This window comes from Candidatus Aciduliprofundum sp. HYA1 (assembly GCF_056175085.1).
Window position 1 is genome coordinate 589,261 of record NZ_CM149694.1, and the last position, 25,715, is coordinate 614,975.

Sequence of the window (25,715 nt, forward strand, 5' to 3'; positions counted from 1 at the left end):
GGGGGAAACTTTATTATAAATATTTCCCTCTAGGAAATACTATGAATGTGGCTGAGATAAGGGAATATCTTATAGATTTTCAGGAGCGGGCTTTGCCTGAGCTTGTAGAGAGGGAGCTGAAAATAGGTGATACAAAGAGAATTATTAGCATTATCGGGCCCAGAAGAGCAGGGAAGACATATTTTATGTACCAGCTGATGAAAGAGTACATAAGAATAGGAACAAAAAAGGAGTGTATCCTATATCTTAACTTTGAGGACCCACGACTGATAGATGTGAATTTTAAAGAGATAAGAGACATCATAAAGCTGCACTGGCAACTCTATCCAGAATCCTCAGATGACTCGCTTATGCTATTTATAGACGAGCCCCAGGGCATAAGAAACTGGGAGGTGGCTATAAGGGCATTGCATGATGAGGGATTCAAAATATTCATTACAGGCTCATCATCCAAGCTTCTGAGCAGGGAAATTGCCACTGCACTGCGAGGCAGAACTTTATCATATCTTCTCCTTCCGTTTTCGTTCAGAGAATATTTAAAAATGAAAAATTTAGAGTTCAACCCAAATATGCTCAGCTCAAGGGGTAAATCGAGATTGATTGCAAATCTCAGTGGGTATCTGGAGTTTGGTGGCTTTCCTGAGATCATTCAGGAAGCTAATAGAGAAAATAAATTGAGAATATTAAATGAATATTTCAATCTGGTGATTTACAGAGATATTATAGATAGGTACAATGTAAAAAATACGAGATTGATCAAATGGTTAATGAGAGCTCTTATCACTTCTTTCTCCAAGGAGTTCAGTGTTCATAAATATTATAATACTCTAAAATCACAGGGTATAAAGGTGAGTAAGAACACGCTTTACACATATTTCTCTATGCTTGAAGATGTGCAGTTTATGTACCCTATTCAAAAATTCGATTATTCTGTAAGAAAGAGAGATCTAACAATAAGCAAGGTATATTTGAATGATACGGGCTTTGCCAAGATTATAGAAACCAGTGAGAATCTAGGGAAAAAGATGGAAAATGCAGTATTTTTAGAACTGCTGAGGAGAAGAAGACCGTTAACAGAGATATATTACTGGAAAGACCACCAGGGAAGAGAGGTGGATTTCGTAGTTAAAGAAAAAGAGAAAATAAAAGAATTGATTCAGGTTACTTACGCATCAGGAAAGGACGAGATAGAGAAAAGAGAAATAAAAGCATTGGAAAAAGCGGGAGAAGAACTGAGATGTAAAAACAAAACGATAATCACCTGGGATTATGAAGAAGATGGAGAGATAACTTTCATTCCTCTCTGGAGATGGCTCTTGGCAGAATGATATCAAATCTTTGCATAAAGAATGCAAAGATTTATTAATTATTTGCACTTATAATACGATATGGTTTCTATAGAAGTTATCAAGAGTGCGATTGTTGACAGAGAGGAGGATATGAGAAGAAGATTTAAGGAAGGTGTTATTGAGAGAGAGTGCATTGATGCAGTGAGCAATCTTGTTGTAGAGGATGTAGCTTTGCTCATAACGGGTGTGCGCAGATGTGGCAAATCGTTTTTAGCATGGATGCTTTCAGAGGGAAAGAATGTTGGATATGTGAACTTTGAAGATGAGAGATTGAATATTAAAGCAGAAGATCTAAACAAGGTTCTCGAAGCCCTGTACTCTCTTAAGGGATACGTGGATTTTCTCATATTTGATGAGATTCAGAACGTGATAGGATGGGAGCGTTTCATATCCAGGATACTCACAGGCAGAAGAGTGATAATCACAGGAAGCAATGCGCGACTGATGAGTAGAGAAATGGCAACATTTCTCACAGGCAGACATATAGATTTCAGACTTTATCCTTTCAGCTTTCGAGAGTTTTTGAATTACGTGGGATTTGGAGGAGATGTTCACTCCACGAAGAGCAGAACAAAGTTAAGAGATTATATAGGAGAGTATATTGATAAGGGTGGCTTTCCACTCGCGTACAAACTTGGCAGGATATTTCTATCTGAAAACTATCGGGACATAATTGAGCGGGATATAATGCAGAGATACAGTGTAAAATATCCATCAGTGCTTAGAGAGGTGGGTAGATACGCAATGAGTAATATAAGCAGAGAGCTATCTTTTAATAGATTGAAAAATGTTGTTGGGGTGAAGAGCCCTCACACTGTGAAAAAGTATTTTGATTACATCCAAAGTTCGTACCTTTTGTTTCTCATAGAGCGTTTTTCCTACAAGTTAAAAGAGCAAATGTTAGCGCCCAAGAAGGTTTATGCGATTGATAGTGCCATGGCTGCTACTGTGGGGTTCACTACCACTCCTGAGAGAGGGAGAATGATGGAAAATATAGTGGCGGTGGAGCTTATGAGGAGGAAGAGTTACTGGAATAGAGATGTGGAAATATATTACTGGAAAGATCACCAGCAGCGTGAGGTGGATTTTGTAGTGAAAGAAAGAGAAAGTGTGAAAGAATTGATACAGGTCACATACGCATCAGGAAAGGATGAAATCGAGAGAAGAGAGATAAGAGCACTGGAGAAGGCGGGAGAAGAACTGAGATGTAAAAATAGAACAATAATCACTTGGGACTATGAGGAAGAAGGAGAGATAAACTACATTCCTCTGTGGAAATGGCTCTTGCAGGTGAAGCAGGAGAAATTATGAGGGTTCAAGGAGGTATTCTTGGCTCATGCCTGATCATACTCTGAAGCTCTGGTATGTTTATATCGTGGATTGAAATCTCGCCTTTCAAATGGGCTATCAAAATATGCACGTGGGCCATTATGAAGTTCAGATCCCTTATGATCTCCTCCAAGGCGGTGGGGTCGATCTCTTTTTCCTCCTCTATGTAATTTTTAAGCTCCTCAATCTTTCTGTGAACTTCCTCCAAATATCCTTTCATCTGTTCGTTAACTATCTCCATCACCCTGCTCTCGGAGGGAGGGGGTATGACCTCGTATCCTCTCTCTTCAAGCATCTTTATCCTCTCAAAAATTGAAGGCTCAGTTCTATTATCCTTTATGATTATTGTATTGGGGCGATCCTTCTTGGGCGGGGGTTGCATACTTATAAGCTCTTTTCTCACCTCATTTATCTTTTTGTCTACATACTTTTTCACCTCCCATTTACTCTCTTTGACCTGTACATCTATGTATTTTAATATAACCTCTAGGGGCACGGGCTCTCTGGAATTCAAAATCCATGCGGCTGTTGCAAGATCAAAAATCCATTTTGTATCATCAGCTCCCTTCTTTGGAGCCTGAGGCATATAGATCATATTTTCCCAGTTCACGGACTCTGGTACAACGTTCATATTCTTTCTTATGTTCATCCACCCCACAAATCTGGAAATCTGATCCTCGTTGCTGATCGCCAGAAGCATCTCAACCTCCTTTTTCAGCTCTTCAATGATCTCATCCTTCTCCCTGACGCTCTTTTCAAGTTCTTCCTTCTCCATCTCAAGGGACCTGACCTCATCTTCGAGACTGAAAAGGCGCTCTGGAGAGAAGCGTAGGTCCAGCAACTTGGCCACGTATCTCAGAATGAGATCTGTTATCTGCTTTGGATCATCAACCATTGTGAAGAGCTTTCGTGGTGAAATCTTTAAATGGGGTAAAACAAGCAACAGGCATTTAAATCCAAGATCAATGGTGCTCTCTGTGAGTGATAGGGATATGTTCATCGTATGCTCAATGCTGCGGGCATAGGACCTGTCTATCACGGCCCTGGTTCTTGGCATGGGTAAGGTTTCCACAATCTTTTCCTTCTTTTTCTTCTTGGTGTAGTACTTTACTCCATGCAGCTTCTCCAGCATTTCATCTATTTTTGCCCTTATATCTTCGTATTCCTCAAATGAGCACTCAATTATACCCTTTCCCTTTTTGTGGCTCTCTGGATTTATCAGGTAAAAGTACGCCCTACCGTTCACCCATCTGGGCGCTGTCCTGTTGTACATAAATCCCTCGTTGATCAGATGCTCCAGATCTTCAAAGCTCCTCGCAACCCTGGCCCCAGTCATGGGATTCACCACAAATTATTAACAAATCGCAATATTTAAACTTTGTTTTTTACGAAAGAAGAATTTTAATTCAATCAGAATCAATTAAATCAGCAGAATTTTATGAAATATTTCTGTGATTTTTATGATAAATGCATTATTACACAATTATCTATATTTTTTGTATTTCTCATAATTAGTCCTATTTTTTACTATTTTCTGAAAAATATATCGTAAAACAAGGAAGAGGTACTGTTCCTATATGGTGCTGTCACACAGGCATCCATGGCCCGGAATCGTGGATTTTGAGCGTGCATGTTTTTACCCTCCGGGGCTTTGGACTATGATGAGTGGGTTGATAGATGTAAGGTGCTGGCAATCCTGATGTACCGGAAAGTTGCGTGAGTTCTTCTCGCTTTTACGAGCTGGGATCTGGAAGGGTGGAGCATTTATCTGCTGGAGAGTGGGCTGCAAGTAGGGATGTTTGATGAGATTTTGGTTTTAAAATTACCTTTGTGAGCTGATTTGTGGAAAGGGGAAAAATAGAGCGAGGGTCCCAGTGCTGCAAAATCTTAATTTACCTCAAATCATTCATGCGTTGATGCTTGATTTCCTGTTTGAGGATGCGTGGGCCCCGATAATGCAGAGATTCAACATGGATCAGAGAAACAAACTGAGAGGATTTTTAATATTAACAATCCTCCTCTCAATCATTCTAGAAATATTTATACAGGGTGGATTTGAAAATATTTCAGAAAATATAAATAGCTACTCTCTTGTTATATCTACCCTGTTGTGGCTGATGGGTATTATGCTAAATTCTAAGCGTTTTCATAGCATAAAAAATGTTGCAGTATGGGAGGTAATCATTGGAGTCATTGTAATAATCTTTGCTTTTACAATAGTAACGCCTATAAAACACATATATTTTCCAGAAACTCGAAATTTTGGGGTGTTGAATGGGGGCATAGTGATATTTGGTTTCTTTGTGGTATTTTATGGAATAAAAAAATACAAGGTGATATTTCCTTTTGGGATACTCTACGGGATTTTTATAGTGTTAAATCTACTCTGGAATGTTCTAGGCAACTCTTTTCTAGGCTATAATTTGGCAATTTTCTCATCTAATGCAGCCTACGAAATACTAAAGTTTATGGGATATGCGGTATCATTGAATGGAACAACCATATCCATAGTGACTGCAAATGGAGAAATAGTATCTGCCACAGTTTCTGGATTATGCTCGGGGGTAGAGGGAATTACCTTCTCTGCAGTAGTTTTGGTGCTGCTTTATATGGGATCCTACATAAATTATAAGTGGAGAACTTTGACAATACTCATTGCAACTATTATAATGCTTTTTCTCAATATTCTCCGGATAGTTCTAATCTTCATTAGTGCATACTATTATGGACAGCTGGGTTTGGAAGAAGCACATGCTTGGCTGGGAAATATAATATTCTTATCCTTCATACTCCCATACTGGTATTTAATAGATGTAAAATTAAATAAGCCTAGGGAGCTGAACACTAATGAAAACGAGACTCCTTGATGGATTGTCTGTGAGTTCTAAAACTATTAAATCTGTTGGATTAATAGGAATTAGCAATATTATTTTTCAAGGGATAGGTTTTGTTACAACACTCATCCTTGCTTGGCTCCTCAGTAAAGAGGCATACGGATATATAAGGTATGTAATTCAAATGGGAAGTTTCATAGTGATGTTCGTCGCCGCAGGATATGGTGGTGCACTTACGAGATTTATAGCGGCCAATAGAAAAGAGGCAGGTAATTACCTCTTTGCTGTTCTCATTATTGTTATTACCTCTTTTTTTATACTGGGGGCAATCTTCTTCATATTTAAAATTGACATGTTCATATATTTGATCGCTGTAGGATACTCTATACCCCTGATTTACTATGGGGTTATTCGGGGATTCATTGATTACAAAAAAATTGCAGCGTTTAACATACTCAGATCGCTGATTAAGTTATTTTTAATAAGTTTGATATTCGTATTAGCATTTCTCAAAACTCCACTTTATATCATATTTTCTTATGCTTTTGGGGGGTGGGTTGCGATTTTCATCATTGAAATTTTTAAAAGAACTGAAATAAGTATTAATTTTAAAAACATAAAAAGAAGGATTATCATTGAGCTAACAAAATTCTCGTTGTTTTCTGTGCTATCTAATGTGTTTTTCTCCTCACTTCTAACAGTGGGATACTTTTTATTAGAACATAACTATGGATACGGGGCAGTTGCGGAGTATTCGATGGCAATTACTCTGGGCACAATATACATGTTCATTCCTGGGGCGGTGAACACATTATTAATGCCGAAGGTTGCGGATAAGAGTATGAATGTGCGAATAAAACTGCTCAAGCAAGCAGTGTTCCTGAATGAGCTCTATATACTTTTGTTGTATATCTTAGTTATATTATTTGGTAAGTGGGGATTGGAATTACTTTTTGGAAATAAATATTTAAATTCATACTATATATTGTTGGTAATATCAATTGGGTATGTGTTTATGGGGTTAGAGACGGCATTTGGGGCTTTCTGGGGAGGGGTGAACAAGCCAGAGTATGCGGCTATAACAGTAGGTATTGCCGCAGGGGTAAATTTAGCGGTCACTTCATATCTAGTTAATGTTTTGGGTCCGATGGGAGTCCCGTGGGGTTATGTTATAGCAATTAGTAGTACCAGTTTGAGTAACTATGCTTTATATCGTAAATTTGTAAAAAGTAGTAATTCGAAGTGAATAAATAATATATTTGCATTGGGTGGTATTAGATGACTAAGAAAATCCTGATAATCTCCCAGCTCGGATGGCCACCAGAGTTCGGGGCACAGATACTGCGATTAAGTAAAATAGCGAAATATTTACCATTGTATGGCGTTGAGCCCATAATCGTAAGTCCCCCACCCCATTCAGCATCATTAATGGATGGGTATCTATTTAAGGACATCTCAAAGCATGGAGGAAAGATCTATTATGTCGGAAGGCAAATGCATCCGCATCTTAAAAGAGCGAAGTTAGCAAGATTGCTTAAGTTCTCTCTCTTACCAGATCTCAATACCTATTTTATTCTCTATATTAAAAAGATCATTGAGATCATACGCAGGGAGAACATTAGATATATTTTTACATCCACACCTCCTTCCGGGCTCGTTTTAGGATTGATGTTAAAAGAGAGAATGGGGGATAAGATAACATGGATCGCTGACTTTGCAGATCCTTGGACTCTGAATCACTTTTACTTCTCCCCCACACCACTCCACAGAAAGTTTGATGAGAGATTGGAGAGGAAAATAATCTCCGCTGCTGATGCCATCACCTTTGCCAGCGAATTTCAGATGAGAAGATACTTCCTGAAATATCCTGATTTGAAGATGGAAGAGAAAACGCACTGGCTACCCAACGGGTACGATGAGGAGGATTTTAAGAACATAGAACCTATGAAGTTTGACAAATTCACATTTTTACATATGGGGTCAATTTACCGTGAGTTTGACCTGTCATTCCTTAAAATTTTCAAAAAGCTGGAAAAGGCGGGTTTTGATCTCAAGTTATTTTTTATAGGAAGCATTGCACCCAAAAAAAGAGAGGAAATACAAAGGTGGAATTTGAAGTCTGTGGAAATTGTGGGAAGACTTCAAGAACATGTGGATGTAATCAAATACTTAATTTCAGCTGATGCATTAATTTTTAATATGAAATATGATTACATAGATGTGCTACCCAGCAGATTGCCGGAGTACCTGCGGGCTGGAAAGCCAATCTTAGCATTTACAAGCAGGGATAGTTATGTGGCCCAAATAATCTCCCAATGTAATGCTGGATACGTTATTGAAAAATCGGAGTTTGAACAAGGCTATGAAGTTGCGAGATCGCTGGTAAAAGAGAGAACTAAAATATATCCAGATTGGAAGTGTGTTGAGGGGTTTTCTTGGAAAAATATATCTAGAAGATTGGCAATTTTATTGGGGGCACCATATGAATAAAAAATCGCTTTACTTATTTCTCCTAGCCCTCATTTTGTTTTCTATTCTTCTAAATACTGGCTGTACCTATCTTTGGGGATACCACACTATTGTTAGCCCTGATGAAATAAGGAACTACGATAGGGCTATGCAGATTGCGCTTCACAGAGTGGAAATCAATAAGATATGGTTTCACTCTGGAATATATGAGTTGTACCCTGCAGGTTTGCACCTACTCATTTCTTCATTTATACTAATCTCTGGAGATTTCAATGTGTTTGACATCTCATACATATTCAAGATAATGTTTGCTCTCATTCCAACTCTATTAGTGTTTCTTGTAGGTCTAAAAATCCACAAGTGGGTTGGATTATTTTCAGCGTTTTTCTATATAACCTCTTTTATGGTGTTTACAAACTCTAAAACACACTATGTTTATTTGTTCACGTACTCCAACTATGTGGCAACGGGCAGTATAACAAGAATAATGGTATTTGCCTCTCTTTTATCCTTTATTTTGTTTTTGAGAAATAACAAAGGAAAAAAATACTATATTAATGTGGCAATCCTGTACGTTCTTTTTTCAACAGCTCATGGTGTATCACACATAAGCACTTTCTTGGGTCAACTTTTTAATCTATCAGCATTTTTCTTGTTTTTAATCGCTTATGGATACCTTACCAATAAAAATCACATTAAAAACGCAGGATCCATATATCTTTTCTTGACGGTTTTATCTGGATTTTTTGTGTTTTTGATTTATTATTTTCCTATGTACTATACAATTATTGGACCTCAGTATAAAATAAATCATCTTTTTCCACAATTCCTACCGGATACCGTCATTCACACCTTACCGAGATTCTTCTTATTGTCACTATTATCATTTCTTATTATTTGTTGGATGATTTTTAGAGTGAAATCAAAATCCATCTTGCGCTTGACATTCAGAAATGTTGTTTATTTCTTTCTAGTAATTTATTTGCTCTTGTATCTATGGATATTGTATACCGTTAGTGAAAATCCAGAAAAATATGTGTATACATTTGTCCTTATTTTTTCACCATTTCCTACATACATTCCACACACACAACTAACTACTGTATCTATATTATCCTTGTTAGCTGGTTTTTCACTGTTCGCTCTCTCAGTCATTGGGCTATATTTACTGGGTATGAAAAAACACTCGATCTCTGTAATGTTTTTCACTTTATTTTTCGTTTTATTTGTAGTTTGGTTTGCATTTGGATTCGTTTTTGAATACTATGCTAGCAGAATTATATACTTTCAATATTCACTTCCATTTTTACTGGGTATTTCCACCTATTACTTCTTAACCAGGAAACTTAGAAACAGAGAAATGACAAGAGACGGGCACTTACATTTTGTAAAAATGTCTCTCATCTTATTATTAGTGTTTTTATTATCATCATCTTCCCTTGTCTCAGTTTTCAACAAGGACCCTACAATTCGTGATATGCCCGAGCTATCGAATTCATTGAGATTTGGGACCACTGCACCGCCATGGGTAACCACAGATTTTATCACTTACGTCAACTATATCTCATCTACTTCTGAATACATAATGGGCAATTACTGGTCAGTAGAGGCTCTCACTGCTACAACAGGTGTGAAACCTCCAGAAATAGGTTTTATAACTTACTATAAAAATCACACAAATTGGGGGATTACTGTATTAGCAATACGGCAACCAACAAAACACAATATTGAAAGATTTTATGACACATATTATCCAACAAAATATTTTGTCGTGGGTTATGAAGAGAATTTTTATTGGGGTCCACCTATGCCCGTTAAAGAATATGACAAAAATCCATATCTACTTAAGATCTACCAATCAAACGGCGGACAACGAGTGTATTTAATTACTTTTTGAATTCAAAGATAATTTGTATATCTTTAAGATTTCCCTTGCAATATTCTCCCATTTGAACTGCTCCGCATATTTCCTTATCTTCTCCCGATCCCAATCCTTCTCCAGCGCCATTAAAATTTTCTCTGCCAGGCACTCTGGATCCTTTGGTGGGCATAGAAACCCATAATCCTCGGATGTTATTACCTCTGGAATTCCCCCTACAGTGGTGCCAATGAATGGAAGCCCTACCCCTAGTGCTTCAAACATCACCGTGGGATTTCCCTCGCTTAAACTTGGCAGCACGAACAAATCAGCGGCATTCATCCAGAGTGGAATTTCATCGTGGGATTTTCCGCCAACCAAATGCACATACTTACTAATTCCATACTCATTTATTTTTCTAATCAGGTGATTTTTCTCCGGGCCAACTCCCACGATTATCATCAAAATATCCTTTCTTTTTTCCACTATTTTTTTAATTGCCTCGATAAGGTAAATGTGACCTTTTATTTTGACCAAATTTCCCACAGTCAGCAAAATTCTCTTATCTTGGGGTAAATTCAGTTTTTTCCTAGCATAACTCTTGTCCATAGGGTGGAATATTTTTTCATCGTATCCATTGGGAATCACTTTCACTCTATCTTCTGGAATATTTAATTTTTGAGTGATAATTTCAAAGTTTTTCTTGCTCACGGTGATAACATAATCAGAGTTGTCAAGAGTCCACTTCACTATATCATAATATTTTTTATTTCTGAAGGGTAGGTCATAAACATCATAGCCATGGGCTGTTACTACTACTGGTACATTATATTTCTTTCCTATCTTTACACCGGCATAACCGCTTGGCCATGTGAAATGTGCGTGTATTATATCTGGTTTGAAACCAATAGTGTTAATTACCTCATAAGATTTTTTATATGCTCTGTCACCCCATCTGTTTTTGAATATATTAAAAGGTAAAACAATATCTTTTGTATAAAAAACATCCACATTGTCGTATGAGTAATTTTTTGCTAATGACTCATATTTTCTCCTGTGTCCAACGATTTTTCCTAATACCTTAGGAACATATGGATTTGCCGCAATAACAACAACTCTTTCTAAATAATTTTTTATGGCATCAACCTGATCTTTCACAAAAGGAGATAAAGGATACCTCTCTTCTGGAGGATACCTGTTAGATATAATCAACAAGTTTCTCATATAAATCCCAACTCTATTTTTTTATCTATTATTTCCACAATCCTCTCCGCAGCACGCCCATCACCAAACCTGTTGGAATAATGCCTCACAGAAGGCGAAAATTCTCTTATCATCTCAAGGATTTTCTCTTTGTCTGTACCCACCAGCACGTTCCATTCATCTTCCACAGTCTCGATCCACTCTGTATTCTCCCGCAATGTGATGCAAGGTATCTTCAATGTGTATGCCTCCTTCTGTAAGCCTCCTGAATCAGTCACAATTTTCTTAGCGTTTTTCTCAAGGATAAGCATATCAAAATACCCTACAGGTTTTATCAATTTTATGTTCTCCGCCCCCTCCACATCCTTCAAAATCCCGTATCTTTTCATGGCATTCACTGTGCGAAGATGTGCGGGAAACACTATAATCTCTCCACTCTCCATAAACGCCTCAATTATGTTTCTCAGATTTTTTTCATTATCCGTGTTGCTGGCACGATGCACCGTGGCAAGAATGTACCCTTTTGGAACTATATCCAATTCTTCCAGTATGTTAGATTTTTTCTTTGCTATCTTTATGAATTTATAAAGTGCGTCCACCATCACATCTCCCACAAGGTGAACCCCATTTACTATCCCCTCTTTCTTCAAATTATCCACTGCAGTTTCCGTGGGTGCAAACAAAATATCGGACGCGTGGTCTGTCAGAACTCTGTTAATCTCCTCAGGCATCCTCCGATCAAAGCTCCGCAACCCCGCTTCCACGTGAGCCACAGGTATGTGCAACTTAACAGCAGCTAAAGCGCCAGCGAGCGTGGAGTTTGTGTCTCCGTAAACAAAAACTATATCCGGCTTTTCTTTGAGAAGAACCTCTTCAATTCTCTTCAGCATCTCTCCAGTCTGCCAGCCATGTGGGCCTGAGCCAACACCAAGATTATAGTCAGGTTTAGGTATTTGCAACTCATCAAAAAACACGCCGTTCATCTCGTAATCGTAATGCTGCCCCGTGTGTATCACAACTTCCTCACAGCATTCTCTCAACTTCTCCGATACGGGGGCCATCTTTATGAACTGCGGTCTGGCTCCCACTACAGATGCAACCTTCATTTGAATCTCTCCTGATAGTTAGGGTTTTCTTTCATAATATTAAAGCTTTCTGGGTAGTTTTCTATAAACCATACCATAAATTCAGTCATATCTATTTTATCTTTCAATAAGTATTCTCTCCGCTTTTTCCATAAATCCTTAATTTTGGGTTGCTCAATGAGTTCTAATGCCTTTTCTATGGCCTTTTTTGGATCCCTATAGTTAAACATGAGTTTGTATTTTCTCTCAAGCTCAATAAAGTTACTCATATCATTTTCACCGACGAATGAATTGCTTCTTATGGTGGGAGTACCGAGGATAGCCGCCTCAGTAGACATGGTTTGTGTATCCGAAATTAACATATTTGCAAAGTATAAAGCATCATGAATTTTGTGGAAAGGAATATTTATCTTATAGACATCAAGAGACTTAGGAAGCTCTCTTTCTGTGGATATAAAAACGCTAGCAAATTCTTCTATTTTTTTAATATATTTTTTAATGAGTTTTTCGTCAAATCCTTTTTTTCCAACATCATGAATGGCATCCCATGTGTTCCATCTAAAAATAACATATTTATCCTCTTTGCTCAAATTTAAAAAATCAAATATAGAATCATCTGGTTTAAAATACTTGGGGTGTAGATATGCCAGTTCCTTGTAAGATGCTATCTTTATGTGCTTTTTTCCAAAATTCTTATTAAACATTTCAGGTGTAATTATAACATTCACGAATGGAACATATAAAAATTGCTGGAAAAAAGTTACCTCATCGTCCTCAAATATGATTGAGGGTTTTTTAAGAAAACTTGCCGCATATATTCCATATATCTGTCCCACACAGATATCAGGGTTTAATTTTTTTAAATGTGTATATAATTCTTTGACATTTAACAATCCCTGAATAACTTTAGTTACTTTTGAAGCCCTGTGTCTCCCTATTACTGTGTATTCCAGATCCAGGTAGTTGAGTAGATTCAGAGTGCTTTTTGCAGGTCTAACATAAAGGTGAACATCATGCCCTTTATTCTTCAGTTTATAAATTATGTTTTTATACATGTGAACTTGCGCAGGTGTTACAGCATCAAACACAACCCTCATTTTTTCACCTTCTTAATAAAACATAAATATTTCAACGAAATATTATACATTGTATTATGGTATATATTTTTGTACCGCCCGTACTCAACAAGCTCCCCTCCAAACCCCAGCTTAAAATCTCTTACACCATACTTTTCTCCGGGGCGTCCTGCCCCCATAAAGTCAAAAAACCGATAACCGTTTTTTATACCCCATTCAATAGGTGCCCAGGTTGCCATTTCTGAGGGATACATCTTTTTGTATTTTTGGCTACCTACAATATACAATTCATAAATAGTCTCTTTATAATGTGGTGTCACTATACCACCTATAACTTTGCTTTCATAAATGATTAAAAATACCCTCCCCATATTATTGGATTGTAAAATTTCAAATATAGATTTAAAGAAACTAAAATCTGGGAGTGGCTTTTGAATCCTTTCTGCATATAATTCTAGAAGAAGCAAATAAATTTTTTTAACATCATTAATGTTCTCAGCTATTTTTATTTTCACACCATCTTTTAATGCTTTTCTAATTGCTCTCCTTTTAGAGCTCCTCATATGTTTAAAAATTTCTTCTTTACCCCCAGTTAGATCGAGGATTATATTTAGATGATTTTCATATCTAAACTTAAACCTTCTAAAAAAATCATTATATTTTTTTAAATCCCACAAATTCCTAAACTCCATATACAATGCCTTTCTTCTAACTTTTTTGTTTTGCTCTCTAAGAATCAGAGAAAGTACTTTTTTTCTCTCTTCCTCAGATAGAGAATCGGATATCAACGGTCCACCCCAGGTGACACACCTTGAACTCAGAATTTTAAGGGGTCCTCCAAACTCCCACTGAATTACGGAAAGTAAAATACCCACGATCTCACCCCGTGAGTCGCTTATTCCAACAAATACCGGCTCGTAATTTTTTGTATTTTTGTAAACTTCGTACATCTCGGGGGTTTGAAACACGTTGCCCCTGCTGTTTTCATAGACGAATTTCCCCCATTCCTTTTTTGAGATTTCACTGGTACTTATCACGCTGTACATCTATCTTCCCTCCTTCATATATCTCAAATCGCCAAGTTTGATGATGTCTATATCTCCGCTCAATGCTACTGCTCTTTCTCTTTTTCCCATTGCAATGTCTGAGAGATATTCCGTATTTAAATCTTTTTTGTATATCCATTCAAGAAGCATCTCAAGAGCCTTTGCGCATATTTTCCCTCGCTCTGGATGAATCTGGAGTACCGGAACCCCACCTATTTTCAATATTTCCTCAAATTCCTTTATCCATATTTTTCCTATTTTTTCGCTTTTATACCCCAACCTATCCACGAGGAATTCATCATCTGGTAGCAGAACGGGGATTTCTACGACTCCACTAATCTTCTCTATTTTCCACTTTTTAATTGGCTTATAGTGGTTGAGCCCTTTTTGTATAGAGGGTTCATTCACATTTATCACTCTTACAAAAAAGCTGCGGGAAGAATCGTACAGAAAGTCGTATCTGTGAAGTATTGGTAATAGAGATTCGTTAAAAGAAAGATACGGTGCCCTGAACCCTTGCAATTTTATACCCATTTTTTTGAAGATACACACCCCCTTTTTAATATGCTCCTCCAACACCTGAGGATCCAAATTCCTGTGATCCACATGCACATACCCGTGAAGTGCCCACTCAATCTTTCTATCTATATATCTCTTTATAAAATCCTCATTTCTTTCAAGGGTAACTCCCGTGATGGGAAATGTGACCTTTGCATCATATTTCTCCAGGATATCCAACATTGTTGAAAGGGATTTTTCAAAATTTCCAAATGCATATCTTCTGTAAACAAGCCAAACTCGCTTTGCCGTTTTAGAAATACCCTTTCTTTTTACGGTCTGCAGTATTTTCATAGAATCACCTTAATCCTAATAACTGGAACAGGAGTAGCACTACGACAGATATGGCAATCTGAATCAAATAAAGCGTGACCACCACACCACGTTCGGTGGCATATCCCCGCAGCTTCTCCTGTAACCATATTGCGAGATGTCCTGAATCATATATCTTATCGTATCTGAGATGAAGATGATTGTTCTCATCTGGTATTCCAGAGGCTTGGGGATGAGACAATCTATTCTGCAAGTTTTCATCTGTTATGTATTTCACGGCCTCTGAGTTAGTATTCTCTTTCAAATGGTCTATTTTTTTTGCCTTTAGAAATAGGATGAAATCTAGGAAGAACAGGGGAAATAGCAATGCTCCGAAAATTTCCATGTTTCCAAGTATTACGATGCCACCAATAAATGCCCCTGTGGAATAGGTCAGAGAATCACCGGGGAAAATCTTTGCAGGGTACCAGTTAAACACCAAGAAGCCCAGCAAAGTGGCTGCACCCAGCAGGGCCATATACCCAATCCACACATTTCCATCAATCAGGGCTTTTATGCTTAGTGTTATAAGTATTATGGAACTTATTCCTGCCTCAAGACCATTAAAACCTCCAAGCATATTAATCGCATTGGCTGCGCCTATCAGGCCCGCAGGCACTATGAATATTGCATAAAACCAGAGTGGAATACCCCAGGAGGAAAAAGAGTTATACTGTGGATGTAGCAGCACCAGAGTCATAAGGGGTAACGCCAAGATGGAAGATAAGATTACTTTTCTACTTTGCTTTATTCCCTTCTTCCACCCAAGTATGTCATCGGCAAATCCTATAAAACCTGCAAGAGCAACGGTGGATATGAGCGCATAGATTTCCGCGAGATGTGTTGCTGAACCAAGTACCGCCTTGAAGAAGAGGTAAAGAAATAGACCACCAGACAAACCCAGAATAACTGCAAACCCTCCACCCTCCGCAACCTCTGGATGACCGTACTTGTTAAGATCACGCCCAACCAATCCAAAATACTTGGCTGCGGGAATCCAGCGCTTCGTGAGGTACCATGTGAATATGAATGTGAGAAACAGCACAAATGCAGATACTACGAGAGATAGTTGGAAACCATCCATTGTGTAGGGAAGTTAAAAAGGCAATAAAATATTTTCGGAGAGTTTTGTAAATTTGAAAGAAAATCTGAATTTGCCCCAAAAAATAGTTTATATACGCATATCCCCATTATCCTACTGGTGTATGATATGGACCTTCTCACCATGAATCACGAGGAAATAAAGCAGGCAGTAAAAAACGGAGAATTGCGGGTTACCGTTTTCGGAATGGGCAAGATGGGTCTGCCCCTTGCAGCTGTATTCGCAGAGAAGGGAGCAAAAGTCATCGGCGTGGACATTGACGAGGAAAGAGTGAAAAAAATCAATAAAGGCGAGAATCCCGTGCCCGAGGAGCCCGGGCTGGCTGAGATGATTGAGAGAAACGTATCCGCGGGAAGGCTAAGAGCCACCACGGATGGCGTTGCTGCGGCGAAGGAAGCGGACGTGATGATCATTCTCGTTCCCACGATGATTGACGACCACGGCAATGTTAATCTGGGGCCCGTTTACGACGTGACGGAGAAAATTGCTCAGGGGCTAGAGCGAGGAAATATCGTTATAACCGAGGCCACGATGCCCCCGGGCACAACGGAATCTCTTGTTCCGATTCTGGAAAAGAGTGGATTAAAATTGGGTGAGTTCGGACTGGCGCACTGCCCTGAGAGAACCATGACAGGCACGGCGATTCGCGACATAATGGGGCAGTATCCAAAAATCGTAGGTGCGAGTGATGAGAGAACCCTTAATGCGGTATCCGCAATTTATGAGGTGATAAATTTAAAAGGCGTTATAAGAATGTCATCAATAAAAGCGGCCGAGGCGGTGAAGGTATTTGAAGGAGTGTACAGGGATGTGAATATAGGGCTCGCGAATGAACTTGCATTGTTCTGCGAGGAGCAGGGTCTGGACGCTTTGGAAGTGTTCAGGGCGGCGAACACGCAGCCCTACTGTCACATCCACATGCCTGGCGCAGGTGTTGGGGGGCACTGCATTCCCGTTTATCCCTGGTTCGTTATGAATCTATCGAAAAGGCCAACCAGGTTGATAAGGACGGCAAGGGAGATAAACGACGGTATGCCCGAGCACATGGTTGAACTGACGGTAAAGGCCCTCAACATTGCGGGTGTGGCTGCTAAAGGGGCAAATATTCTGGTTCTTGGATTAACATTCAGGGGCGATGTTTACGAGTTCCGCAAGTCTCCGAGTATCCCCTACATTGAGATGATGAAGGAATGGAGTGACAATATTTATGTGTACGATCCGGTATGCACTGAAAAAGACGCAAAGAGATACGGAGCAAGATGGTTCAAAGGTTACGAGAATATGGATATCGTGGTTATTATGAACGATGCGAGGGAATTCAAGGCGTTGAATTTGGAAGACCTTGCAAAGAAAATGCGCCACAGAATAATCGTGGATGGACGAGGAATAGTGGACAGGGAAGAGGCAAAGAAACTTGGATTCAGATACCTGGGGGTGGGGAGAACATAAAAATACCTCCAGTGCACAACCATAGGGAGGAATAGATATGAAAATTGCAGTCATCGGAACGGGTGTGATGGGCCGCAACCACGCACGGGTTCTCTCAACTCTGGGAGTTCTGGGCGGCGTGGTGGATGTGGATGAATCTCGTGCCAGGGGAGTGGCAAAAAAATTCGGGGTACCATGGGCCAAGAATCCCGGAGATTTGGATTTTGATGCTGCCGTTATCGCGGTACCAACAGAGCATCATTATCGGATTGTCAAGGATCTTCTCTCTCAGGGAAAGCATGTTCTGGTGGAGAAGCCCTTTACTCTCCGAATTGAAGAGGGAGAAGAACTTATAGATCTCGCTAAGGAGATGGGTGTGGTTCTTGAGGTAGGACACATTGAGAGGTTCAACCCCATTGTGGAATTTTTCAAGAAGATGAACGATTCTGGAAAACTCATAACCATCGGAGCAAAGAGGGTGAGCAACTTTCCATCGCGAATAAGAGATGTGGGTGTGATAATGGATATAGGAGTGCACGATATTGATGTTCTACGCTATCTGGTGGGTGAGGTTGCCGAGGTTTATGCAAGAGGAGGCAAGATAAAGCACGAAAAGTACGAGGACCACGCATCCATACTTCTCACATTCAGAAACGGAAAGACGGGATACATTGAGACCAACTGGCTCACACCGAAGAAGATTCGGCGTTTATGGCTAACCTACGAGGATTACTATGCGGAGGGAGATTACATCGGGCAGTGGGTTGAGATATCATCCTCGCAGTTAAAGGTGGATGAATTCAACACCTACAATGTGGAGATAGATCTGAACATAAGAAGGATAAATCTCAGGCGTGAAGAGCCGCTGAGGCGAGAATTGGTGAATTTTGTGGAGGCGATTGAGAATAAAAGAAAACCCCTCGTCACCGGAGAGGATGGTCTTATAGCAGTTAAGATTGCCCAGGCTGCTCTTAAATCTTTGAGAGAGAGAAAGGTTGTGGAGGTTGATTGAATGGATTATTATGTACATCCCACCGCAGAGGTTAGTGATAAGGCGAAGATTGGTAAAGGAACAAGGATCTGGCACCAGGCACAGATACGAGAAGGAGCAGTGATAGGCGAGAACTGCAATCTTGGAAAGGGGGTATATGTAGATTTTGATGTGAAGATAGGTTCCCGAGTTAAGATTCAGAATTATGTCTCCGTTTATCATGGTGTGGAGATAGAGGATGATGTGTTCATAGGCCCTGCGGCCACGTTCACCAATGACAAGCATCCCCGCGCCTGGCTCTGGGATGATTCAAGATTGTGTCACACGAAAGTGCGCAGGGGTGCAAGCATTGGAGCCAATGCCACGATTGTGTGCGGCACGGAGATTGGAGAATACGCAATGGTTGCCGCTGGTGCCGTGGTGACAAAGGATGTGCCGCCACACGGCCTTGTTGTGGGTGTGCCTGCAAAGCTCATCGGGTTTGTATGCGAGTGCGGGGAGAAATTAGATGAGAATTTTAGATGCCCCGCCTGCGGGAAGGAATACCCCGAATTGAAGAAGTATAAGGAGATGATGAAATGATTCCGATAGCAAAGCCATGGATTGGTGAAGAGGAGAAAAGAGAGGTGGAAAAGGTTCTGGATTCCGGGATGCTTGCCTATGGTGAGTGGGTGAAGAGATTCGAGAAAGAGTTTGCCTCATATATTGGGGTGAAGCATGCCTTAAGCACGACAAACGGCACTCAGGCGCTTATTCTCGCTCTTGAGGCCGTGGGTGTTCGTGGTTATGAGGTCCTCGTTCCATCATTCACATTCATCGCAAGCGCCACCAGCATAATTCGGGCTGGAGGAAGGCCAGTATTTGTGGATGTGGATGAAAAAACATACAATATTGACCCGGAGGATGTGAGGAGAAAGATAACTCCCAAAACCAAAGCGATAATGCCCGTGCATCTCTACGGTCAGGCTGCAAATATGGACGAGATAATGGAGATCGCGGAGGAGCATGCTCTATATGTTGTTGAAGATGCCGCACAGGCACACGGCGCAGAATGGAAAGGGAAGAAGGCAGGAGGCATAGGGCACATTGCAGGATTTTCATTTTACCCCACAAAGAACATGACCACCGGCGAGGGAGGGATGGTAACAACGAACGACGACGAGCTTGCAGAGAAGGTTTCCATGCTCAGAAACCATGGGCAGACCGCCAGATACATGCATGAAGAGCTTGGCTGGAACTTCAGAATGACAAACATTGCGGCGGCCATCGGATTGGCACAACTAAAAAAATTGGATAGAGCGAATGAAAAGAGGAGAGAGAACGCAAGATTCTATGATGAAGAGTTAAGCGAGAAGGTTATAATTCCATTCGTGGACAGCAGGGCAAGGCACGTGTACCATCAGTACACCATAAGGGTGAAGAACAGAGATGCCCTGATAGAAAAATTCAAGAAGGAGGGCATAGGGTTCGGCATATACTACCCCAGGGGTAATCACCAGCAACCGATAATGCAGAAGCTAGGATACACGGCAAAGTTACCTGTAACTGAGAGGCTGTGTAAAGAGGTAATATCCATTCCCGTGCACCCCCATATCAGTTCTGAAGATAGGGAGAAAATAGCTAGAACTATAGATTAGTATATACTTTCACTTATGAATCTTCTTTTAATGAAAACTCTCCCCAAACGCAAGAAAATGCGCAGAAGAGAAATACAACTGGGGCATTATGGAGTGGAGACTTCTCGATTGTATGAAAAATTGAAATCATAAAGTGTGCCAATTAAGGCTCAAAACCATTTAATTCTTTGTCTCTATATCCATATATGCAACCCATAATAGAGGCAATCCGCATACGCAGGAGTTTGCGCAGTTACACGGGAGAGCCGCTGGAGGACTGGCAAGTTGAGAATCTTATAAAGGCCTTCATGTACGCTCCCAGTGCCATGAACTGGAAACCCTGTCACCTGATTGTTGTGAGAGATAGAGATACTCTTTTAAAACTCTCGGAGGCCACGCCCTGGGCCAAGATGCTCTACAAAGCAGGAGCGGCCTTTGTTATAGTGGGTGATGAGAGAAAATCTCCCTGGTGGATTGAAGATTGCAGCATTGCCAGCGAGCATATATGGCTTGAGGCAGCGGATATGGGCTTGGGAGCCTGCTGGGTTCAGGTGAGGGGCGTGGAAGGAGCCGAGGATAATGTAAAGCGCATTTTGAACATTCCTGAAAATTACAGGGTTCTGAACATGATGTCCGTGGGTGTTCCGAAAAAGACAAAACCTCCACACGGGGATAGCGAGATAGAGAAGGAGAGATTGCACTGGGAAATGTTCTGAATGCAAAGCCGCTTTCTTCTTAAGAAAGGGGCTTAATGCGGAGGGCCGGATTCGAACCGGCGAACCCCTACGGGACCAGACCCTGAATCTGGCGCCTTTGACCTAGCTCGGCAACCTCCGCCCGTAGGTGGAATGCGATCCGCCTTATTTATTTTTTCCTGAATTTGGTGGTGGGCGAAGCGAAGGTTTTATAAGATTAATGTATATTCTATCCATATTAGAATCTCTGTGGGTGATGAATTTGCCTTTATTTGGTGGTAGGAAAAAAAGGGAATCGAATGTGATTCGCGATTACGAGAGAACCTTACAGGAAGCGAAGGATGCTATGAATAGGGGAGATGATGCGAGGGCCGAGGTTCTTCTCAGGCGCATAAACAGGTGGGTAACCGAGGATTTTGACAGGATTGAGAAGATGAGTGGGGAAGAGAGGCGGAAAATATCTAGGATTCTCACAGAGGCTGGAGAACTGATGCTGCTTGTGAAGGATCATGATTACGCCATAAAAACTCTCGAGAAGGCAAAGATTCTTGATGATAAAAATGTCCGAGCCTGGGTTGATATAGGCAGGAACCTTCTGGAGAGAAATGTGCAGATTCCATACGCGGTGGCATGTTTGAAAGAGGCAGTCAAGATAGCTCCAAACGATGTTGAAGCACACATTCTCCTGGGAGATGCGTTCAGAATTCAGGGGCAGATAAAGGATGCAATAGAGATGTACAGAAGGGCTCTGGAACTGGATCCCAAAAATGAAGTGGTCATTTCCAAACTTCTGAAAATACAGCCTGACGATGTTGATGTTCTCAGGAGTTACGCCGAGATCTTGAAGGAGAAGGGCGATGAGGAGGAACTTTTGAAGGTTTACAACAAACTGTACTCCCTGACGAGGGATGAGAAATACCTTGATGCTGGTCTTGACATAGATCCCGGTAATAGGGACCTGTTGATAACCAAGGTGCGTTTCTTGATGGAGGATAACAATCTTGTTGAGGCAAATAGAATAGTGGAGCAGCTCAGAAATGATTATCCCAATGATCCAACGGTGGAGATGCTCTACGAGGAATTGAGAGGTGGAGAGAAGGAGGAGTACAAACCAATTGCTGTTGATGAACTGTTTGGTGACCTTGGGATAGATGAAACCCTTTCCGAGATATCTGAAGTTGAGGAAATTGAGAATGTGGGAAAGGAGTCGCCCGGCGAGCATGTTGTGGAAGAGAAGGAAGAAAAGCCAAAGGTTAACCGTGTGGATGAATTTTTGAGGTACTTTGGGGAGGATAGAGAGAGGGCAAGGGAGTTACTTGGGCAGTTAACCGATGAGGAGTTCATGGAGCTCATGGCTAAGGAAATGAATTTCGATCTTGCGAACTTCATACTGGAGAGTGTGAGTCTTGATAGGGGGAACATGGCTCTGGAGGCGATGATAGCCAAGGAGAAGTTTGAATATGCGGAGAGGATGCTGAACGAAATTCTGAAAAGAAATTTCAAAAATGCGAAGGCCCTGTTCTACAAGGGTAAACTAATGGCCGCAAAGGGCAATGATATGGGTGCCAGGAACTTCTTAACCATGAGCGTGAAGTTTGATCCATCCATGAAGGAAATAATAAAGAACGACAAATTGCTGCAAAAATACTCTGGAGAGGAATGGTTCAAAAAATTGATATCATAATTTTTCCAAATTTTTTGAGTTTATAACCTCTATTCCCAGCTTTTCAAGTATGCCGAGTACCTTTTTCTTCTGTTCGCTTTTCAGCCCCTTTCTGTGAATGTAAGCATGCCTGCAATTATCGCTCTTCTCGCAGGCCATTTTTACAACCGCTTCATCTATGTATTTAACGGCGTAGGAGGGTATCATATGCCCGAATGATACCCTGTATTCCAGGGCAACATCTGTGATACGTGGAACGTAGTGTCCTCCTCCAATTCCAAGGGCCGGCATGTATTTTCTCTCTTCAAGCTCCAGTATGGTTTTTGCGAGAATCTCGCCGGCCTTGTCGTTGCGCCATTCATCCTCATTGCTTCCTATCTCTATAAAGAATGTGGGCGTTTCAAGATATGGCCCATGATGTGTTGCCTCGAAGGATACGGAGAATTCCTGGAGGGTGTTATTTCTCTTGAGAATTCTCAGGGCCTGGGTCATGAGATGGGGGTTTGTATGCACCACAGTATGCTCCCTACCTCCAAACCTCGCAGGTCCCCAGTTTCCTATTGGATGAACGGTGAGGCTCTTTATTTCAGCTGCACTTCTGTGCTTTGATGCAACGATTATGTTGTCAAATTTTATGCCCAATCTCTCGCGTATGTGCTCGTCTATGTTCTCCGCGTATATTTTCTGAATTTTCAGGTGCACAAGGTAATATTTTTCGTTTCTGTAAACAGGAAAGTTCTGGAACATTCCTATTTTTTTCCAGCCGTCCATGGCAAGAAGTTTCTCTCGAATGTTGAGAGATGCAGCATCGTCCTGCGAGGTCAGTATCAAATCCATAGCCCACGCATAAACTCAAATTATTTCAAATTTGTGCATTTAAAGGAAATCATCTATTCTTCTCTGGTGCCTCAAGTTGTAGGCTATTCTGCTCTTTTTAAACCATTCCTTCATATGCGTTCTTCTCTCCGCGTAGTTTAAGGCGTCTTCAAGAGTCTCAAATCTTATCGGCTTTTTGTACAGTGCGTGTCTCACACCCTCCCTTATTACCCATACCCCAAGGGGAAGCCTGTAATCCGGGGTTATTTCCCTGTAAATCAGTGCCTTTGCCTGTCTCCTTATTGAGTTAAGATGCTCGGCAACTGCCAGTCTTGCCGCATAATACGCTCCAGTTATGTTTGAAGCATAGCTCTTTCTTCCCTCGTAGGGTTCGTAATCCTCCTCAACAACATTGCTGGATGCGTAAATTGCCCCCTTAAGCCAGGTTTCAAGCATCTCAAATTCCCAGATGCCTGGAATGAGAAATACATGGAAATGGTTGCCCATAAAACTCTCGGTGTAGTATTCAACATCACCAATTGGGCTGTGCATTTTTATTCTCTCTATGAGAATTTTGGAGGATATGTCATCCACCGCCGTTATGCTCCATCTTGCGGGCACGAGTTTTCTATCCTTCCCCAATATTCCAGATGCCAGAAGTCGTTGCAGATAATCCACTCCGTATCCATGGGTGTAGAGTTCTTTGATTGCCTGCTCCACCTTTAGATGCTCTTCCACAACCATATCCACCCTTTTGGGTATGGATGGGTTATCCACTATGTCAATTCTCCTCGGCTCAACTCTCGGTCCGGTGGGGTGGAAAAAGTCGTCAAGATTCGCACCACCGTGGAATTTTTCAACCCAGATCTCTGTATCCACGGGCTTCTCGGACATGGCTATCTCCTGTGAAGTTTCCACAATCTTATCCACCTTTCTCACGTGCACCCTTCTTGAGGTTCTCAAAAGCGTGGATGTCTGGGATATTATATCATCGAGGCTCCTGCCGTATAGTTCACGGGTGGATGAAAATATCTTGCCACTCTCAGACACAAGGGGTCCGGCATAGACCTTGGGATATCCAAACCTGCCCACAAACACGCTGGGTGGAGAGGGCCCAAAAATGGAGTTTGAGGATATTCTTAGTTTTGGCATTATATTCTTTGCACTCTCCAGAATGGGGCATTTTGGTAATCCGCACCAGAGACGGCCCTTGCAGCGAACGCACAGGTCTCCGAACACATGATACTATAATCACCCCTGGATTTATTATTTTCCACACCGAAAACTTTAAGTTTGTGCCAGAAATACGCGAAGTATGGCGAAGAAGAATAAGGGCACAGGGTTTCAATCTGCAGCTGGTTTGATTCGTTATTTTGAGGAGGAGAAGACCAAGGGTCCAAAGATAGATCCCAAACTTGTTGTTTATATGGCCATAATTTTTGCCCTGATCGTTGAACTTGCCAAGGTGTACTGGCCAGCATGATATACATTCTGAATTCTTTGGATAGGTGGGAAAAACCCTACGGAATAGATACCATTGTGGATCTTTCAAGAGAGGGGCTGAGTTTTGAGGAACTATTGCGTATGGATATAAACTCTCGCATTGGTGTGCTGCATCCACCGGAGAAATTGATAAATGCTCTGCTTGAGATCAACTATCCCATAATTTATCTTGGGGAGGATGAGCACCTCCATCCATCCTACAGGCCTGCACTATTACCTGAGAATTTCTTTCGAAGAGATGCAAGGGATGTTGCCCTTGATCTTCTCGGCAAGATCATTCTTCGTCGCGTGGATGGCAGGGTTCTTATGGGAAAAATTTTGGAGACTGAGGCGTATTATGGAGCAGCGGATCCAGCCTCCCGGGCCTACAGGGGTAAGAAGGAGTACAACAGGGGAATGTGGCTTCCCGGCGGGCATATCTTTGTTTACATGGTCCATGCCAACTGGATGTTCAACATAACCACAGATGGAGAGGAGGCACAGGCCGTGCTCATAAGGGCCGTTGAACCGCTGATGGGACTGGATTACATGTACAAAAGGCGTGGAAGAAAATTAAGGGAACTGTGTAACGGTCCAGGAAAATGGACTCGGGCGTTTGGAATAGTGAGGGAAATGAATGAAAAACCCCTGGGCGAGGAGATATCGGTTATTGAATCACCATGGAGGGGATTTGAGATTGAATACTCGCACAGAATTGGTGTTAGGGCTGACCTTGAAGAACCCCTGCGATTTTTCATTCCCTCCAGGTTTACATCGAATAACAAAATTTTTTAATTGTAATT

23 protein-coding genes and 1 tRNA gene are annotated in these 25,715 nt (G+C 41.0%); 14 read left to right on the forward strand and 10 right to left on the reverse strand.

Going from position 1 to position 25,715, the window contains the following annotated elements:
- The first annotated feature begins 41 nt into the window (after positions 1-41).
- Positions 42-1,328 carry an ATP-binding protein gene (locus AC0S1O_RS03325; protein ID WP_475394344.1) on the forward strand — a complete coding sequence of 429 codons (1,287 nt, stop codon included), beginning with the start codon at positions 42-44 and terminating at the stop codon, positions 1,326-1,328.
- Between the two features lie 60 nt (positions 1,329-1,388).
- Positions 1,389-2,660, forward strand: coding sequence for an ATP-binding protein (locus AC0S1O_RS03330; protein ID WP_475394345.1), 1,272 nt, complete (start codon positions 1,389-1,391; stop codon positions 2,658-2,660).
- Between the two features lie 4 nt (positions 2,661-2,664).
- On the opposite strand, the gene AC0S1O_RS03335 is transcribed toward AC0S1O_RS03330, so the two are convergent.
- A complete protein-coding gene (locus tag AC0S1O_RS03335) occupies positions 2,665-4,023 on the reverse strand; it encodes a hypothetical protein (protein ID WP_475394346.1) in 1,359 nt (452 codons plus the stop codon).
- A gap of 571 nt (positions 4,024-4,594) precedes the next feature.
- On the opposite strand from AC0S1O_RS03335, the gene AC0S1O_RS03340 reads away from it, so the two are divergent.
- From AC0S1O_RS03340 to AC0S1O_RS03355, 4 genes are read left to right on the forward strand one after another with little or no spacing between them, the layout of a single operon-like run.
- Entirely contained in the window at positions 4,595-5,545 is a 951-nt protein-coding gene (locus AC0S1O_RS03340) for an archaeosortase/exosortase family protein (RefSeq protein ID WP_475394347.1), read from the forward strand.
- Entirely contained in the window at positions 5,526-6,758 is a 1,233-nt protein-coding gene (locus AC0S1O_RS03345; RefSeq protein ID WP_475394349.1) for an oligosaccharide flippase family protein, read from the forward strand. Before AC0S1O_RS03340 ends, AC0S1O_RS03345 begins: the two co-directional genes overlap by 20 nt.
- Before the next feature lie 32 nt (positions 6,759-6,790).
- Positions 6,791-8,002: a glycosyltransferase gene (locus tag AC0S1O_RS03350; RefSeq protein WP_475394350.1), complete on the forward strand. Its 1,212-nt coding sequence runs from the start codon at positions 6,791-6,793 to the stop codon at positions 8,000-8,002.
- The gene (locus tag AC0S1O_RS03355; protein WP_475394351.1) at positions 7,995-9,878 is read left to right on the forward strand and encodes a hypothetical protein; all 1,884 of its coding nucleotides are present in this window, start codon (positions 7,995-7,997) and stop codon (positions 9,876-9,878) included. Before AC0S1O_RS03350 ends, AC0S1O_RS03355 begins: the two co-directional genes overlap by 8 nt.
- Here the strand turns inward: AC0S1O_RS03355 and AC0S1O_RS03360 are convergent.
- Genes AC0S1O_RS03360 through AC0S1O_RS03385 form a run of 6 tightly spaced genes read right to left on the reverse strand, consistent with a single transcriptional unit; the run spans position 9,864 to position 16,203 of the window.
- Positions 9,864-11,063 (reverse strand): glycosyltransferase family 4 protein, encoded by a 1,200-nt coding sequence (locus AC0S1O_RS03360; protein ID WP_475394352.1) that lies wholly within the window; start codon positions 11,061-11,063, stop codon positions 9,864-9,866. The two genes, AC0S1O_RS03355 and AC0S1O_RS03360, sit on opposite strands and share 15 nt — an antisense overlap.
- A complete protein-coding gene (gene wecB / locus AC0S1O_RS03365; RefSeq protein WP_475394353.1) occupies positions 11,060-12,148 on the reverse strand; it encodes a non-hydrolyzing UDP-N-acetylglucosamine 2-epimerase in 1,089 nt (362 codons plus the stop codon). Before wecB ends, AC0S1O_RS03360 begins: the two co-directional genes overlap by 4 nt.
- A complete protein-coding gene (locus AC0S1O_RS03370) occupies positions 12,145-13,224 on the reverse strand; it encodes a DUF354 domain-containing protein (protein WP_475394354.1) in 1,080 nt (359 codons plus the stop codon). The genes wecB and AC0S1O_RS03370 overlap by 4 nt, the downstream gene beginning before the upstream one ends.
- Positions 13,221-14,249 (reverse strand): lipid II:glycine glycyltransferase FemX, encoded by a 1,029-nt coding sequence (locus tag AC0S1O_RS03375; protein WP_475394355.1) that lies wholly within the window; start codon positions 14,247-14,249, stop codon positions 13,221-13,223. The genes AC0S1O_RS03370 and AC0S1O_RS03375 overlap by 4 nt, the downstream gene beginning before the upstream one ends.
- A complete protein-coding gene (locus AC0S1O_RS03380) occupies positions 14,250-15,101 on the reverse strand; it encodes a polysaccharide deacetylase family protein (protein ID WP_475394356.1) in 852 nt (283 codons plus the stop codon).
- Positions 15,102-15,105: 4 nt separating this feature from the next.
- Positions 15,106-16,203, reverse strand: coding sequence for an MraY family glycosyltransferase (locus AC0S1O_RS03385; RefSeq protein ID WP_475394357.1), 1,098 nt, complete (start codon positions 16,201-16,203; stop codon positions 15,106-15,108).
- A 126-nt stretch (positions 16,204-16,329) separates the two neighbouring features.
- Between AC0S1O_RS03385 and AC0S1O_RS03390 the strand changes: the two genes are divergently transcribed.
- The 5 genes from AC0S1O_RS03390 to AC0S1O_RS03410 all read left to right on the forward strand — a co-directional run bounded on the left by AC0S1O_RS03390 (position 16,330) and on the right by AC0S1O_RS03410 (position 20,972).
- On the forward strand, positions 16,330-17,670 hold the full coding sequence (locus AC0S1O_RS03390) for a nucleotide sugar dehydrogenase (RefSeq protein WP_475394463.1): 1,341 nt from the start codon (positions 16,330-16,332) through the stop codon (positions 17,668-17,670).
- Positions 17,671-17,707: 37 nt separating this feature from the next.
- Complete coding sequence (locus tag AC0S1O_RS03395) at positions 17,708-18,661, forward strand: Gfo/Idh/MocA family oxidoreductase (protein WP_475394358.1); 954 nt, start codon at positions 17,708-17,710, stop codon at positions 18,659-18,661.
- A complete protein-coding gene (locus tag AC0S1O_RS03400) occupies positions 18,662-19,222 on the forward strand; it encodes an acyltransferase (protein WP_475394359.1) in 561 nt (186 codons plus the stop codon).
- Entirely contained in the window at positions 19,219-20,277 is a 1,059-nt protein-coding gene (locus AC0S1O_RS03405) for a DegT/DnrJ/EryC1/StrS family aminotransferase (protein WP_475394360.1), read from the forward strand. The genes AC0S1O_RS03400 and AC0S1O_RS03405 overlap by 4 nt, the downstream gene beginning before the upstream one ends.
- A 185-nt stretch (positions 20,278-20,462) precedes the next feature.
- Entirely contained in the window at positions 20,463-20,972 is a 510-nt protein-coding gene (locus tag AC0S1O_RS03410) for a nitroreductase family protein (RefSeq protein WP_475394361.1), read from the forward strand.
- A 36-nt stretch (positions 20,973-21,008) separates the two neighbouring features.
- Here the strand turns inward: AC0S1O_RS03410 and AC0S1O_RS03415 are convergent.
- Positions 21,009-21,093: transfer RNA gene (locus AC0S1O_RS03415), tRNA-Leu, on the reverse strand.
- Between the two features lie 114 nt (positions 21,094-21,207).
- Here AC0S1O_RS03415 and AC0S1O_RS03420 point away from each other — a divergent pair.
- Positions 21,208-22,635, forward strand: a complete 1,428-nt coding sequence (locus AC0S1O_RS03420; RefSeq protein ID WP_475394362.1) for a tetratricopeptide repeat protein — start codon at positions 21,208-21,210, stop codon at positions 22,633-22,635.
- On the opposite strand, the gene AC0S1O_RS03425 is transcribed toward AC0S1O_RS03420, so the two are convergent.
- Together AC0S1O_RS03425 and AC0S1O_RS03430 are read right to left on the reverse strand one after the other, a co-directional pair.
- Positions 22,630-23,451: a D-aminoacyl-tRNA deacylase gene (locus tag AC0S1O_RS03425; RefSeq protein WP_475394363.1), complete on the reverse strand. Its 822-nt coding sequence runs from the start codon at positions 23,449-23,451 to the stop codon at positions 22,630-22,632. The genes AC0S1O_RS03420 and AC0S1O_RS03425 overlap by 6 nt on opposite strands.
- Before the next feature lie 39 nt (positions 23,452-23,490).
- Entirely contained in the window at positions 23,491-24,669 is a 1,179-nt protein-coding gene (locus AC0S1O_RS03430) for an Nre family DNA repair protein (RefSeq protein WP_475394364.1), read from the reverse strand.
- Between the two features lie 76 nt (positions 24,670-24,745).
- Between AC0S1O_RS03430 and AC0S1O_RS03435 the strand changes: the two genes are divergently transcribed.
- Positions 24,746-24,913, forward strand: coding sequence for a preprotein translocase subunit Sec61beta (locus tag AC0S1O_RS03435; RefSeq protein WP_475394365.1), 168 nt, complete (start codon positions 24,746-24,748; stop codon positions 24,911-24,913).
- Positions 24,910-25,707, forward strand: coding sequence for a DNA-3-methyladenine glycosylase (locus AC0S1O_RS03440; protein WP_475394366.1), 798 nt, complete (start codon positions 24,910-24,912; stop codon positions 25,705-25,707). The genes AC0S1O_RS03435 and AC0S1O_RS03440 overlap by 4 nt, the downstream gene beginning before the upstream one ends.
- The last annotated feature ends 8 nt before the right edge of the window (positions 25,708-25,715 follow it).

Excerpts from the sequence above, each read along its gene's own strand:
- AC0S1O_RS03400 (WP_475394359.1), top strand. The coding sequence starts at position 18,662 with ATGGATTATTATGTACATCCCACCGCAGAGGTTAGTGATAAGGCGAAG.
- AC0S1O_RS03330 (WP_475394345.1), top strand. The coding sequence starts at position 1,389 with ATGGTTTCTATAGAAGTTATCAAGAGTGCGATTGTTGACAGAGAGGAG.
- AC0S1O_RS03340 (WP_475394347.1), top strand. The coding sequence starts at position 4,595 with ATGCTTGATTTCCTGTTTGAGGATGCGTGGGCCCCGATAATGCAGAGA.
- AC0S1O_RS03370 (WP_475394354.1), bottom strand. The coding sequence starts at position 13,224 with ATGAGGGTTGTGTTTGATGCTGTAACACCTGCGCAAGTTCACATGTAT.
- AC0S1O_RS03380 (WP_475394356.1), bottom strand. The coding sequence starts at position 15,101 with ATGAAAATACTGCAGACCGTAAAAAGAAAGGGTATTTCTAAAACGGCA.
- AC0S1O_RS03325 (WP_475394344.1), top strand. The coding sequence starts at position 42 with ATGAATGTGGCTGAGATAAGGGAATATCTTATAGATTTTCAGGAGCGG.
- wecB (WP_475394353.1), bottom strand. The coding sequence starts at position 12,148 with ATGAAGGTTGCATCTGTAGTGGGAGCCAGACCGCAGTTCATAAAGATG.
- AC0S1O_RS03420 (WP_475394362.1), top strand. The coding sequence starts at position 21,208 with ATGAATTTGCCTTTATTTGGTGGTAGGAAAAAAAGGGAATCGAATGTG.
- AC0S1O_RS03375 (WP_475394355.1), bottom strand. The coding sequence starts at position 14,249 with ATGTACAGCGTGATAAGTACCAGTGAAATCTCAAAAAAGGAATGGGGG.
- AC0S1O_RS03355 (WP_475394351.1), top strand. The coding sequence starts at position 7,995 with ATGAATAAAAAATCGCTTTACTTATTTCTCCTAGCCCTCATTTTGTTT.
- AC0S1O_RS03440 (WP_475394366.1), top strand. The coding sequence starts at position 24,910 with ATGATATACATTCTGAATTCTTTGGATAGGTGGGAAAAACCCTACGGA.
- AC0S1O_RS03350 (WP_475394350.1), top strand. The coding sequence starts at position 6,791 with ATGACTAAGAAAATCCTGATAATCTCCCAGCTCGGATGGCCACCAGAG.
- AC0S1O_RS03425 (WP_475394363.1), bottom strand. The coding sequence starts at position 23,451 with ATGGATTTGATACTGACCTCGCAGGACGATGCTGCATCTCTCAACATT.
- AC0S1O_RS03390 (WP_475394463.1), top strand. The coding sequence starts at position 16,330 with ATGGACCTTCTCACCATGAATCACGAGGAAATAAAGCAGGCAGTAAAA.
- AC0S1O_RS03405 (WP_475394360.1), top strand. The coding sequence starts at position 19,219 with ATGATTCCGATAGCAAAGCCATGGATTGGTGAAGAGGAGAAAAGAGAG.
- AC0S1O_RS03345 (WP_475394349.1), top strand. The coding sequence starts at position 5,526 with ATGAAAACGAGACTCCTTGATGGATTGTCTGTGAGTTCTAAAACTATT.
- AC0S1O_RS03395 (WP_475394358.1), top strand. The coding sequence starts at position 17,708 with ATGAAAATTGCAGTCATCGGAACGGGTGTGATGGGCCGCAACCACGCA.
- AC0S1O_RS03360 (WP_475394352.1), bottom strand. The coding sequence starts at position 11,063 with ATGAGAAACTTGTTGATTATATCTAACAGGTATCCTCCAGAAGAGAGG.
- AC0S1O_RS03410 (WP_475394361.1), top strand. The coding sequence starts at position 20,463 with ATGCAACCCATAATAGAGGCAATCCGCATACGCAGGAGTTTGCGCAGT.
- AC0S1O_RS03385 (WP_475394357.1), bottom strand. The coding sequence starts at position 16,203 with ATGGATGGTTTCCAACTATCTCTCGTAGTATCTGCATTTGTGCTGTTT.
- AC0S1O_RS03435 (WP_475394365.1), top strand. The coding sequence starts at position 24,746 with ATGGCGAAGAAGAATAAGGGCACAGGGTTTCAATCTGCAGCTGGTTTG.